At 73.4% G+C, this 13,218-nt stretch carries 8 protein-coding genes; 2 read left to right on the forward strand and 6 right to left on the reverse strand.

Annotated features, from left to right (window positions below; genetic code table 11):
- Nucleotides 1-68 precede the first annotated feature (68 nt).
- Nucleotides 69-2,447, reverse strand: a complete 2,379-nt coding sequence (locus ACFYXA_RS11555; protein ID WP_389031084.1) for a CHAT domain-containing protein — start codon at nt 2,445-2,447, stop codon at nt 69-71.
- Nucleotides 2,448-2,614: 167 nt separating this feature from the next.
- Between ACFYXA_RS11555 and ACFYXA_RS11560 the strand changes: the two genes are divergently transcribed.
- On the forward strand, nt 2,615-4,747 hold the full coding sequence (locus ACFYXA_RS11560; RefSeq protein ID WP_389031087.1) for a CHAT domain-containing protein: 2,133 nt from the start codon (nt 2,615-2,617) through the stop codon (nt 4,745-4,747).
- Nucleotides 4,748-4,843: 96 nt separating this feature from the next.
- On the opposite strand, the gene ACFYXA_RS11565 is transcribed toward ACFYXA_RS11560, so the two are convergent.
- A complete protein-coding gene (locus ACFYXA_RS11565; RefSeq protein ID WP_389031090.1) occupies nt 4,844-5,560 on the reverse strand; it encodes an alpha/beta fold hydrolase in 717 nt (238 codons plus the stop codon).
- 20 nt (nt 5,561-5,580) lie between these two features.
- Complete coding sequence (locus ACFYXA_RS11570; protein WP_351335533.1) at nt 5,581-6,552, reverse strand: alpha/beta hydrolase; 972 nt, start codon at nt 6,550-6,552, stop codon at nt 5,581-5,583.
- Between the two features lie 236 nt (nt 6,553-6,788).
- On the opposite strand from ACFYXA_RS11570, the gene ACFYXA_RS11575 reads away from it, so the two are divergent.
- The gene (locus tag ACFYXA_RS11575; protein ID WP_389031094.1) at nt 6,789-7,451 is read left to right on the forward strand and encodes a hydrolase; all 663 of its coding nucleotides are present in this window, start codon (nt 6,789-6,791) and stop codon (nt 7,449-7,451) included.
- A 14-nt stretch (nt 7,452-7,465) separates the two neighbouring features.
- Here the strand turns inward: ACFYXA_RS11575 and ACFYXA_RS11580 are convergent, their stop codons facing one another.
- The 3 genes from ACFYXA_RS11580 to ACFYXA_RS11590 form a co-directional block, all read right to left on the reverse strand.
- Nucleotides 7,466-8,338: a helix-turn-helix domain-containing protein gene (locus tag ACFYXA_RS11580; RefSeq protein ID WP_389031097.1), complete on the reverse strand. Its 873-nt coding sequence runs from the start codon at nt 8,336-8,338 to the stop codon at nt 7,466-7,468.
- Nucleotides 8,339-8,455: 117 nt separating this feature from the next.
- Entirely contained in the window at nt 8,456-10,333 is a 1,878-nt protein-coding gene (locus ACFYXA_RS11585) for a BTAD domain-containing putative transcriptional regulator (protein ID WP_389031100.1), read from the reverse strand.
- Nucleotides 10,323-13,214, reverse strand: a complete 2,892-nt coding sequence (locus ACFYXA_RS11590) for a BTAD domain-containing putative transcriptional regulator (protein ID WP_389031103.1) — start codon at nt 13,212-13,214, stop codon at nt 10,323-10,325. The genes ACFYXA_RS11585 and ACFYXA_RS11590 overlap by 11 nt, the downstream gene beginning before the upstream one ends.
- Nucleotides 13,215-13,218 lie beyond the last annotated feature (4 nt).

A 13,218-nucleotide genomic window follows, 5' to 3' on the forward strand; every position in this document is an offset into this window, starting at 1 on the left:
GATCAGAATATGGAGTGAACTTCGGCCAAACATCACTTTCTTCCGGATTGACCACGGGAAGCGGTGTATCAGGTAAGGTGCGGCAGCTCCGGCCGGAAAGCGGTCCGGCACTCGTGGAGGTCCTCTTCGAGCTGGTAGTCGTAGTCCCCGGTGTCCGGTTCCAGTTTGGCGAGACGACGCGGGGCGGGCACCATGCCCCACAGCCACTCCGCGTCCTCTTCAGTCGGCTGCCGCCGGGCCAGCAGCGCCCAGCTGCCGGGTCGCAGGCCTTCGGGGTCGAGTTGCCGGAACAGGGCGGGGAGGAGCCGGGCCCGGTCGAGCGCGATCGCGCGGTCCGCGTCGCTCAGGTCGTCTGCGGTCAAGGTCACGCGGCCCTCTTCCGCGTCCGTGGCCGCCGCCGCGACGTCCATGGCCCACCGCACGGGTTTGGACGGTCCCTCGTTCGCCCATGCGGCGAGCGCGGCCTTCCAGCCCGGGGCGTCGGCGCGGAGCAGCGCGAGGACCACCGCGTCGATGACGGTGGAGGGCACCTTCAGCCCGCGGAAGTCGCCGGGCACGTGCAGCCTGCCTTCACGCGCCGCGGCCGCGCTCAGCCAGCGGTCCAGTTCCGCGTCGTCGGTAGCCGCGAGACACAGGGAGTCAAGGAGGGCGGCTCCCGCGCGGCCACCGTCGTGCCCGCCCACTCCCTCACCGCCCGGCGCGTGCGCCTTGACGACGTACTCGGGCAGCCCCAGCTCCCGGGCCACGGTGTCGGCAGCCCGCCGGACCGTGTCGATGCACTTGCCGGGATCGTGGAGCTGGACGACGATCATCCGCAAGTCCCAGTCCAGCATGGGAAGTTTCCGCAGGTCCCGCACGAAGCCGGGGAGCGTCGCTTTGGCGGCCTCCTTCCGCACGACGAGGCCGATCCCGCGGTGCGGGGGCTCGTCCCGGTGCCGCTGCCTGGGGCGCGGCCGGTACGGCTCCACCAGGGCGCGGGCCAGTTCGTCATGCCCGTTCGGCAGGCGTCCGCCCTGGGCGTCGTGGTCGAAGGTGTACCAGTGGCGCGGTTCGCGGAGCGGCCGATCGCCGCCGCGTCCCGCCCGGTGCAGCATCTTCTCCCACTCGTTCACCGGCTCCGCGAGATCGCCGCATGAAGGATCGGCCAGGACGTCGTAGACGCACGGCTGACCCTCGTCCGGGGTGAACAGAGTCCAGCGTGTCTCCACGGAGACCCGGAACCGTTCGTCGGGAAGCACCGGTTCCTCGGAGCCCTGAGCGACCCGGTGGGCGTCGGTGGAGCCGGGCGGTGTGGGGCGGGGTGTCTTGTCGAGTGCGATGGACATCCGCCGGCCGCGACCGCTGTAGAGGACCGGCCGGGCGGTGGACCCGGTGAAGACGTGGGACGAGGCAGCGAGCGCCACGTCGATGTCTTCCTCGGCGGCGAGACTCGCGAAGAACGAGCCGGCGAAGTCGGCTGCCTGTCGGTGACTCACCGTGCCCCGGACGGCGACCACATAAGGCACACCGTCACGCGCCATTCGCTCGGCGAGGGGAAGGGGCCTCGTCCCGCCGTCAGGTTGCGCGGCCGGGCCCGCGCTGTCGCAGGCGAGCAGCACCGCGAGGGGCACCTGGAACTCCAGCAGCCACTGGGTCAGCGTGCCGCCGTCGAGCAGCGCGGCCTCGGTCGAACCCGGGCGGTCGGCGACGACGAGCCCGCCCTCGACGTGGTGCCCGCCGAAGTAGAAGGCCCCCGCCCCGGCGACGAGCCATCGGCGGATGGTGTCAGCCGTGGCCGGCGACGGGACAGCGTCGGCCTTCAGGGGCGAACCGTCGAGCACCGATCTCACCAGCCCGCTGTCGGTTGCCGCCGCCTCTCGGTCACCGGGCCGCTTGACGGTGTGCGTCCCGGAGGGGGTGTCCACACGTCCGTGAACCTCTGTTGCGTCGGCGATCACGACGCGGCCGTACGCGCGCGACGTACTCGTGGTGCCCCGCCCGGCGGGTTGGACTTCCCGGACCAGGGTGAACCGCTCGTCTCTTCCCAGTTCGGCGAAGGGTATGGGCGACCGCTCCAGGTCGCGGACCCAGCCGTCCCAGACGCCGGGGCCCGCGTCAGGTCGGGGCACCCGCACGGCCTCCCAGGGCAACTCCGCCAGCGAGAAGGGCTGTTCGCCCGTCGGTGTCGGCAATCTCAGCCGGATGCGGAGTTTTTTGTCACGGCCCCGCGCCTCCACCGCGGCCCGGAAGCGGGGCCGGGTGCTCGGCGGGAACAACGCCTTCCCCAGGCGCGTGCGCAGGAGTTCGTTGTCGTCGGAGCCCCACAGGTCCCGCAGCGCCGCGCCGACCCGCGCAGGGGGGTCCGGCGGCGGACGGTCGTCGCCGTCCACCACGACGGCCGTGATCCGGCGCGGGCCACTGCCCGGTTCTTCGAGCTGGATGATCAGCTCGTCCACAAGACCCACCACGCCCTGCCTCCCCCGGCACCGCACCCGTGCGCCGTGTCGGTCATCGCCCGCAGAGGCGAAAACAGCTCATCTGCACCTGTGTTGTTCCTTCACCATGCCATCATCACTCCATCCCCGCCCGTCACCGCCGTCCGGTCGGCGCACATCTCTTCAGGGAGTGCAGTTACATGACCGCCCTCGCCTATCCCTGGGAACCGCGGTGCGCACTGGAGACCGAACTGCGCGCGTTCAGAGCCTCGGACCGCTTCTGGGGCGACGAGGACCTGGAGGACGAGGCACGCCAGGAGCTGGAAGCCCTGCTGATCGACCCGAACCTGTCGCCGGAGTCCCTCCAGGACGCGCTGGACGGCATCTGGGTCGACCACCTGGGAGCGGCGAAGCTCTGGAACACCTTCCACCGGCAGTATGAGCAGGAGCACCGATCGGCCACCCCCACCGACCCGCCCCTCTCCACCGTCACCACCACCTCGCGCCTTGCCCTGGAAGACCTCGACGGCTTCGACGTCGTGGGCGACGCCGCGCTCCCGTCCGAGGACACGGCGGCCGACCGTTTCCTGAACCTCTGGCTGACCTGGCCCCTGTCCCAGGCCCGGGTCCCCGCGGACCGGTGCCTTGCCGTCGGACGGCGTTACGAACTGCTCATGAACATCGGGGAGTCACTCGCCGAGAGCCTCCTGGCCGGGTCGGCCCAGCCGTTCCCCGACGATCTGCTGGACCCGGCCGACGGGCATTGGCTCACCGTCTCCGTGTGCAGCGACGACTTCTCGGTCTCCCCCGCTCACCATCACGTCTTCCTGCCGAAGGAAGGCGGCAGTTGGGTCTGCGAGTGCCCGCCCGACGGCCCGGGGCACGTCTGTGAGAACGAGCACCGTGGGCCGTACCTGCGCGTTCCCGTGGTCGCCCCGCCGGAGTCGGGCCCCGCCCGGTTGCGGCTTCTGGTCGCTCATCGCGGGCACCAGCTGCAGTCAGCGACGCTCACCGCCATGGTCGCGCCCCGCGAGACGCGGCTCGAAGGCGCCGAACTCGTCTCGGCGAAGATCGACTACACGCTCACGCCCGGCTTCATGGGCATCGCCGCTCTGCCGCCGCGCACCGCCGCCATCCGGATCTCGCAGGCGGGCGACCGCTCGCTCACGGTCGACATCGACGGGGCGAGCGGCGTGGTGAGCACCTTCCGGCTCGGCGAGCTGCAGACAGCCGGGGCACTGGACCAGGCCCGCACGGCGCTCATGGCCGTCCACGCCGAGGTGAAGGACGGGAGTCGCGTGAACATGCTGACCCCGGACAATTACAAGTCCGAAGAGGCTTTCATCACCGACTTGGAGAACCTGGCGGGCATCGGCTGGGACCTGTTCGTCCTGATCGCCCCGCGCAGCGCCCAACGACATGCCCTGCGCGACGTCCTGGGCGGCGCGGCACAGGTGCAGATCTGCCGTCAGGAGCACATGGACCTGACCTTCCCCTGGGCCCTCGTCTACGACATCCCGGTCGTGCGGGGCAGCCGCTGGGTGCACTGCAAGCAGGGGCTGAACCGGAAACTGCCCTTGGGCACCCGGGAGTGTCCGGGCGCGGACGGCCATCAGCTCAACACCCTGTGCCCATTCGGCTTCTGGGGTTACCGGCACATCATCGAGCAGCCGCCGTCCCGCTCCGAGGGACAACGCCTCGCCTTGGTGGCGGGGAGCGGCGAGGGCGATCCCGCCATGACGGCCGCCCTCAGCACCGCCCTCGACTTCGAGGAGACGGAACGCCATGTGACGGACCTCCACCGGCGGTTCGGCGGACGACTCACCGACCACACCGCGAAGGAGGCACTGTTCGACGCGCTGGTCGACGCTCCGGACTGCCTGTACTTCTACTGCCACGGTCGTGAGCCGCAGAAGGGCCGTGAGGCGCCCGGCCACACGGTCCTGGAGATCGGCAAAGAGGACCGGATCGTGCCGAGTGATCTCCGCGCCCTGGACAACAGCTGGGCGAGCTGGCGCGACGTGTCGCCGCTGGTGTTCCTCAACGGCTGTCACACGGTGGACAGCGGGCCCGCCACCTGGCTTTCCTATGCCGACGCCTTCACCGACCTGCACGCCTCGGGTGTCGTCGGCACCGAGATCTCGGTGGCGCAGACGTTGGCGAGCGAGGTCGCCCAGCTGTTCTGGCAGGACATGCTGGACCGGGGGTCGGTGGGTTCGGCGCTGCACTCGGTGCGCATCACCCTGCTCAACAAGCGCAACCTGCTGGGGCTCGCGTACACCGCATACTGCTCCAGCTCGCTCACCCTCAGGCCGACGGCGGCCGCCGGCTGACCGGTAGCCCGCTCGCTCCGTCCGCGGCAGTCGCGCGGTCAGCCGGTGTCGCCGTCAGCCGCCGTCAGCCGGTCCACGGCCGGCCGGCGATCACCGTCAGCTCGTCGCCCGCACCGCGTCGCGGATCAGGTCGGCGACCTGCTTCGGCTGGGAGATGGCCACGGCGTGCGAGGCGCCCTCCAGTTCGACGACCGTCGCGCCGGCCCGCTTGGCGCCGAAGCGCTGGACCTCGGGGTTGATCGCCTCGTCCGCGGCGGCGACGAGCGCCCAGGACGGCTTGGTCTGCCAGGCGGCCGTGGCCGCGGTCTCGTCGAACACGGCGGCGGCCAGCGGGCGCTGGGCGGCGGCGAGCACCTTGGTGACGTCCGTGGGCACGTCGGCGGCGAACACCGAGGGGAACGCGGCCTCGGCGATGGTGACCTCGACGGCCGGCTCGCCGCCGGGACCCGGGTACGTCCACTCCTTGAGGTTGCTGACCAGCGGGGCGAGCGGGAAGCGGCCCTGCAGCGCGCCGAGGCTCTCGCCCTCCTCGGGGACGTACGCGGCGACGTAGACGAGGCCGACGACGTTCTCGGTGGCGCCGGCGACGGTGATGACGGCGCCGCCGTAGGAGTGGCCGACGAGGACGACGGGACCGTCGATCTGGGCGGCCACGGAGGCGATGTAGGCGGCGTCGGAGGCGAGTCCGCGCAGGGGGTTGGGCGGGGCGATCACCGGGATGCCGTGGCCCTGGAGTTCGGCGATGACGCCGGACCAGCTGCCGGCGTCTGCGAACGCGCCGTGGACGAGGAGGACGGTAGGGGTGGTGGTCATGTGAGGCTTCTCCCGGAAGGTCAGGCGGTGTGCAGGGCGGTGCGCAGGGTGCCGACGGCCAGGGTGATGGCGGCCTCGGCGGCGAACGTCGAGCGCAGGGCGTCGAGCATGACGAAGTCGTGGATGATGCCCTGGAAGCGGACGGCGGTGACGGGGACGCCCGCGGCGCGGAGCTTGTTGGCGTAGGCCTCGCCCTCGTCGCGCAGGACGTCGGCCTCGCCGGTGATGACGAGGGCCGGGGGCAGGCCCTGGAGCTGCTCGGAGGTGGCGCGCAGGGGGGAGGCGGTGATCTGGGCGCGTTCGGCGGCGTCGGTGGTGTACTGGTCCCAGAACCACTGCATGCCGTCGCGGCGCAGGAAGTAGCCCTCCGCGAACTGGTGGTAGGAGCCGGTGTCGAAGGCGGCGTCGGTGACCGGGTAGAACAGCACCTGCTGCACCAGCGGGATGCCGCCGCGCTGCTTCGCCATCAGGGTGAGGGCGGCGGTCATGTTGCCGCCGACGGAGTCGCCGGCCACCGCGAGCCGCGTCCCGTCGAGGTTCTTCGTCGTCCCCTGGTCGACGATCCACTGTGCGACGGCGAAGTTCTGCTCGATGGCGACCGGGTAGCGGGCCTCGGGCGAGAGGTCGTACTCGGGGAAGACCACCGCCGCGCCGGCGCCGACGGCGAGTTCGCGGACCAGGCGGTCGTGGGTGTGGGCGTTGCCGAACACCCAGCCGGCGCCGTGGATGTAGAGGATCACCGGCAGGACGCCGCCGGCGCCGGCGGGCCTGACGATCCGGGCGCGGACGCTGCCGGTGGGGCCGCCCTGGACGGTGATCCACTCCTCGTCCACGGCGGGCTTGTCGATCCCGCCGGACTGCACCTCGTCGACGGCCTTGCGCCCTTCCGCCGGGGGCAGTTGGAACAGGTAGGGCGGGTTGGCGGTCGCCTCAGCGAACGCCGCGGCCTCGGGCTCCAGAACCGGCTTGACCGGTTCGACGACGTCGGACATGGGCATCTCCTGCTGTGATCGGTGTGCTGAGCGGTGGTGCGGTGTGTCGCGCCGTCACGCTAGACGCGGCCGTCGGCCCCCAATTGCCCGTGGGTGCACGGCCGTTGTGCTCACAGTGCACACCAGGCCATGCGCTGTGGGGAACCCCCCGGTGCGCTCCGGGAACACACGGGCTGCGGCGGCGGGGGTGGGATCGCTGAGTCCCTTCATCACCACTGTGCCGAAAGGTTCTCACCATGGTCGACATCTCCGAGGTCACCGCGTCCCCCAGCCCCGACCTGCTCACCCCGGACAACTGCGCGATGCTGTTCGTGGACCACCAGCCGCAGATGTTCTTCGGCACCGGCAGCGGGGACCGCACCGCGATCATCAACTCCACGGTGGGTCTGGCGAAGGCCGCGAAGGCGTTCGACGTGCCGGTGGTGCTGAGCACCGTGGCCGCCGACTCGTTCTCGGGCCCGATCCTGCCGCAGCTCGCGGACGTCTTCCCCGAGCAGAAGATCGTCGACCGGACCACGATGAACGCCTGGGAGGACCTCGCCTTCGTCGAGGCCGTCAAGGCGACCGGCCGCGAGAAGCTGGTGATCGCCGGTCTGTGGACCGAGGTGTGCGTGGTCCTGCCCGCCCTGTCCGCGCTCGCCCAGGGCTACGAGGTGTACGTCGTCACCGACGCGTCCGGCGGGGTCAGCCCGCAGGCCCACGAGCACGCGGTCCAGCGCATGGTGCGGGGCGGCGCGGTCCCCGTGACCTGGGTGCAGGTGCTGCTGGAGCTCCAGCGGGACTGGGCGCGCACGGACACGTACGAGGCCACCACGGGCGTCGTGAAGGAGCACGGCGGCACCTACGGTCTCGGCATCGTCTACGCCGAGGCCCTCCTCGGCGCCCACGCGGCGGGCTGACCTACGCACGGCGCTTATGGGATGTCCCGCCACTGGCTGGGGGACATCCCGTAGGCGGCGCGGAAGACGCGGCTGAAGTGCGTGGCGCTGGTGAAACCCCAGCGGCCGGCCACGGCCGCGATGGTGCGGCTCCCCCGGCCGTGCCGTCTCAGGTCGCGCCGGCACTCCTCCAGGCGGCGGCGCAGGATCCAGCGGCCGACCGAGGTGCCCTCGTCCTGGAACAGCTTGTGCAGGTAGCGCACGGAGATGTGGTGCGCGCGGGCGATGCTCTCCGGCGACAACCCCGTGTCGGTCAGATGGAGTTCGACGTACTCCAGAATGCGGCCCAGCACCGGCGGCTGTCCGTCCGGCGCTCCGGGCCCGCCCGCGCCCAGTTGCTCGGCGGCGAGGGTCGCCACGAGGTTCACCGCGTTCCAGGCGAGCATCTCGCCGACCGGCGGCCGGGCCTTTGCAGCGGTGCGGGCGAGGTCGGACAGCAGCGGTGACAGCAGTGCGCCGAGCCGGGAGGCGCGGGTCACCGGCGTGCGGGTGAGACGCCGTACGTCCAGTGGCGTCAGCCCCAGCAGATCGCCCGGGACGAGGAACACCGTCGCCCGGAACCGCTCGGGGAAGTCCAGCGCCGGCGGGCGGTGGACGTCGTAGAAGCAGACGTCGCCCGGGGCGAGGCGGGCGCTGACGGGCTCGGCCCCGACGGGCGGGGCGGGCGGGGAGGGCGTGCCGCGCAGGCCCACGAACAGGTACTCGCCGCCCTCGCGGGCGTGTAGCCGCTGCCGAGGGTGCGGTGGGCCCTCGCCCGGCAGAAGGCCGGGGCCCCGCTCGCCGGTGAGGATCTCCACGCCGGCGGGCGTCGGCCGTACGGGGGCTTCGATGGTGCTGGTGATGGACATCTTCCGCTGATGCCTCCTGAGCGACGGTCGGTCCGGTCGCTGGGACGGTAGGTCGGCGGAGGTGCAAAAGGAGTGACAGTGAAGTGACAACGCCTGGTGGGGCGGCTGCCGTTGCCGTCAGTTCGACTCGAACGGGTCGTCGGAGGAGCCGAGTTCGGTGGCGTGGGCGCGCAGCAGGGGGTGCAGGGTGTAGCGGGCGGGCGCGTGCTCGGTGACGAGGTGGGCGTCGGCGAGTTCGCCGAGGAGGATCCGGGCCCGGCGCAGGGGCAGTCCGGCGAGGCGGGCGGCTGCCGTGGCGGTGAGGTCGGGGCCCGGGTGGCGGGGCAGGAGGCGGAACAGGCGCTCGCCCTGCGGGGAGAGGCGTCGGGACGAGGCGAGAAACGCCGTGCGGACGTCGGGTGTTGCGCCGGTGACGTCCTCGAAGGCGTCCAGATCGCTTTCGTGGGCGCGCAGTTGCGCCGCCAGGGCTGCGAGGGTGGTCTCCGGGCGGTGCGTGAGGCGCTCCGCGACGGCGGTCAGGGCCAGGGGCAGGCGGCCGCAGCGGGCGGCGATCTCGTCGGCAGCCGCGGGTTCGGCGGCCACCCGGCCGGCGCCGAGCCGCCGGGTGAGGATCTCGCGCGCGTCGGCGGCGGTCGGCGGTTCCAGGCGCAGCGGGCGGGCGCCCGAGGCGATCAGGCCGGGCAGGGCGTCGCGGCTGGTGACGAGGGTGAGGCAGCGCGGCGAGCCGGGCAGCAGCGGTCCCGTCTGCTCGGTCCCGGCGGCGTCGTCGAGGAGGACGAGGACGCGGCGGTCCGCCAGCAGGGTGCGGTAGAGGCCGGCGCGCGCGGCCTGGCCCTCGGGGACCTCCGAGGCGGGGACGCCCAGCGCGGTGAGCATCGTGCGCAGCGCCTCCCCGGGGTCCAGGGCGGGCCGTGCGGGGTCCGTGCCGCGCAGGGGGACGTACAGCAGGCCGTTCGGGTAGCGGCCGGCGATCCGGTGCGCCCAGTGCACGGCGAGGGTGCTCTTGCCGACGCCGGCCATCCCCACGACCGCGAGTACCGTCGGCCCCGGCTCCGCCGACCGCGCGGCCAGCCAGTCCAGTTCGGCTCGGCGACCGACGAACTCAGGGGCATCGACGGGCAGTTGAGTGGACGGGTGGGAGTCCGGCGGAGTCCTCAGGTGGACGACGGGTGCCGCGCGGTCGAGGCGCACGGTCGGTCCGGAGCGCAGCCGGCCCACTTCCTGGCGGAGGACGCTCGTGTGGGCGGCGGCGAGTTCGGGGCCCGGGCTGACGCCGAGGTCGGCCGTCAGACGCCGGCGGACGTCGTCGTACGCCGCCAGGGCGTCCGCCTGGAGGCCGCAGGCGGCCAGCGTGCGGATCAGACGCGCGTGCAGGGGTTCGTCGAGCGGGGCGAGCGCGGTGGCCCGGCGCAGGGCGGGCAGGACCTGGTCGGCCCGGCCGCACCGCAGGGCCGCGTCGGCGGCGAGGACGGCCGTGTGCAGGAGTTCTTGTTCGACGGCCGTGAACTGCACGTGCTGGCGGGCTCTTTGGGGGATGCCCATGGCGATGACCGGGCCGCGCCACTCGCTCAGCGCCTCGGTGAAGCGTCCGGCCGCCGTCTCGGGCCGTCCGGTGGCCGCCGCGCGCTTGCCCTGCCGGGTCAGTTCCCGGAAGCGCAGCAGGTCGACCTCGTCGTGGGCCGCCTGAAGCAGATAGCCGCCGGGGCGGCGCAGCAGTCGTCCGCCGGGGGCGCGGGGCGGCGACTCCGGTTCCAGCAGCCGCCGCAGCGCGGCCGCGTAACGGTGCACGACGTTGTGCGCGCTGGCGGGCGGCCGTTCGGCCCAGAGCACGTCGAGGATCTCGGACGTCGGCACGGTGCGGCCCGCGTGGGCCAGGAGCAGGGCGAGCAGGGCGCGTTGCTGGGGGAACCCGAGGCCGAGTTCGCGGTCCGCCCTCATCACCCGTACGGGGCCGAGCAGTTCGAAGCGCAGCTCTTCCCTGGAGTCAGCCGGCACCGGCGCGTCCGTCCCGTCCGGTGAGGCGGGCCTCGACCCGTTCGGCGTCGGGGTGGCCCAGGTCCCTGAGGAGGGTGAGCGCCTGCCGCCAGGCGGCACGGGCGCTGTCGTGGTCGCCCATGGCCTGGTGGGTGTCGCCGACGCGGGAGAGGATGTCGGCCTCGACGTAGGGCGCGCCGAGGTCGCGCAGCAGGGTCAGGGCGTTGCGGTAGCCGAGCAGGGCGTGCGGGTGGCGGCCGAGGTGCTGGTGGACGTAGGCGATGCTGTCCCAGGTCGCGGCCTGGCCGTAGCGGTCGCCGAGGGCCTGGAGCATGGGCAGGGCCTCGAAGCAGTGCGCGAGGGCCTGCCGGTGCTCGCCGAGCAGGGCGTGGTACCAGCCGACCGAGTTCAGGACGCTGGCCTGCGCGGCGCGGTCGCCGAGCGCGCGGAACAGGTCGAGGGCGAGCTGGTTGTGGTGCAACGCGCCTGGCAGGTCGCCGAGTTGCTCGCGCTCCCAGCCGAGGCTGCGGTGGGTGTTGGCGCGGCCTGTGTCGTCGCCGAGCCGCACGAACAGTCGCAGGGCCTGTTCCAGGCGGGAGACGGACTGCGTGTGCAGGCCCAGCCGGCCTTCGACGCGGGCCAGTCCGCGCAGTCCGCGGGCCTCCAGGGCCGGTTCGGCGAGCCTGCGGGCGGCGGCGAGGGCGGTGCGCTGGACGGTGAGCCCGTCGTGCCAGTGGCCGCGCCGGTCGAAGAACGGCTCCAGGGACCAGGCGAGATGGCAGGCGACGCGTTCCTGCCCGGAGGCGGCGGCCGTGTCGACGACGGCCAGCAGCACGGCGTGCTCGGCGGTGAGCCAGGCCAGGGCCCGGTCGTCGTCCGCGAGGTGTTCGGGGTGCACGCCCTCCGGGGCGGGGGGCGGGGGCAGCGGGTCGGAGGTGGGGGCGAGGAGCCGGTCGGCGGTGTGCGCGGTGTGCAGGTAGTGGTGGTGCAGCCGGTGCAGGGCCGTGTGCCGTTCGCTCTCGGTGCGGTGTTCCTCGACGAGTTCGGCGGCGTGGGCGCGGAGCAGGTCGTGGAAGGAGTAGCGGGCGGGGCTGTGTTCGGCGACGAGGAGCAGGCCGGTCAACTCGGCGAGCAGCGGGCGTGCTCGGCGTGCAGGCAGGCCGGCCAGGGCGGCGGCGGCCGGCAGGGAGAAGTCGGGGCCGGGGTGCAGCGCGAGCAGTTCGAACAGCCGCCGGGCGGGGGGCGACACGGCCCGGGAGGACCAGGAGAACACCGAGCCGACGTCCACGGACGCGTCGGAGCGGGCGAAGGCGTCGAGGCTGCCGTGCGCCTCGCGCAGTTCGGCGGCGACGGCGGAGAGGGGGAAGCGGGGGTGCGCGGCGGCGCGGGCGGCCACACAGGCGAGGGCCAGCGGCAGGCCGGCGCACAGCTCGCCGATCTCGTCGGCGGCCCCCGGCTCGGCTTCGACCCGCTCGGCGCCCAGCCGGCGGACCAGGAACGTCCGCGTCTGACCGGCGTCGAACGGGCGCAGGCCCAGCGCGTGCGCGCCGTGGCCGGCGACCAGCCCCGACAGCTCGTCGCGGCTGGTGACGAGGGTGAGGCAGCCGGGCGAGCCCGGCAGCAGCGGGCGGACGTGGTCGCTGTCGCGGGCGTTGTCCAGGACGACGAGGACGCGGCGCCCCGCGAGCACGCTGCGGTAGAGCGCGGCCTGCGCGTCCAGGCCGCGCGGCACCCGGTCGGGCGGCACCCCGAGTGCGTCGAGGAACCCCCGCACGGCCTCCCCGGGCTCCATGACCGCGCCGGAAGGGTCGAAGCCGCGCAGATTGACGTAGAGCTGCCCGTCGGGAAACCGGCCGGCGACCCGGTGCGCCCAGTGCACGGCCAGCGTGGTCTTGCCGACCCCGGCCATACCCCCGATCACCACGACCCGCCCCTCCCCCGCCGCGAGCACCCCGTCGACTTCGTCCCCGCGCCCGGCGAAAACGGCTACGTCGTGGGGCAGTTGCCTGGGGACGGAGGCTGAGTCAGGGTGAGCACCCGGCGCGGATGCCGGGGCGGCGACCGGCAGCGGAGTCGTGCCCGGGGCGGAGGCGTCGCCGCCCTCCCCGGAGCCCGGCGCCCCGCCGACCGCAGCCCCTGCCCCCACCCCTCGTACCGTCTCCCCCGCCTCACGGAGTTCCGGTCCCGGGTCGATGCCGAGTTCCTCGGAGAGGCGGGCGTGGACGGCGTCGTAGGCGGCGCGGGCCTCCCCGTGGCGGCCCGTCGCGGCGAGGGTGAGGATCAGCGCGGCCTGGGCGGGCTCGTCCAGCGGGTACGCCGCTGCGGCCCGGTACAGCTCGGGCAGGACGACGTCGGGCAGCCCCGCGCGCAACGCCGCGTCGGCGGCGGCCCGTACGGCGGTCAGGCGCTCGCGGTCGGCCGCGCCGAACGCCGGGTGGGCGCGGGCGTGGTCGGGGAGCCCGGCCGCGGCCGGCCCCCGCCACAGCGCCAGCGCCTCGGTGAACAGCTCCACCGCCCGCCCGGGCGACTCCCCCGCCGCCCGCCGCCCCGCCTCGCACAGTTCCCGGAACCTCAGCAGGTCGAGGCAGTCACCGTGGGTCACGAGGCGATAGCCGCCCGCCGCCCGTACCAGCCACCGCCCCTCCGCGCGCACGGCGAGCCCCGGCTCCAGCAGACGCCGCAGCGAGCCCGCGTGCCGCCGGATCACGTTGACCGCGCTGCGCGGCGGCTCCGCCCCCCACAGCGCGTCGACTATCTCCTCAAGGCCGACCGGATCTCCAGCTCTGACCAGCAGCAACGCAAGGAGGGCGCGCTCCTGCGGCCCTCCGGGATCCAGCTCCGTCTCTCCCCGCCACACCCGCACGGGCCCCAGGACCGCGAACCGCACGGACTCCAGCGGCACGTCA

It is taken from the genome of Streptomyces sp. NPDC002566 (genome assembly GCF_042889585.1).
Taxonomy (GTDB): Bacteria; Actinomycetota; Actinomycetes; order Streptomycetales; family Streptomycetaceae; genus Streptomyces.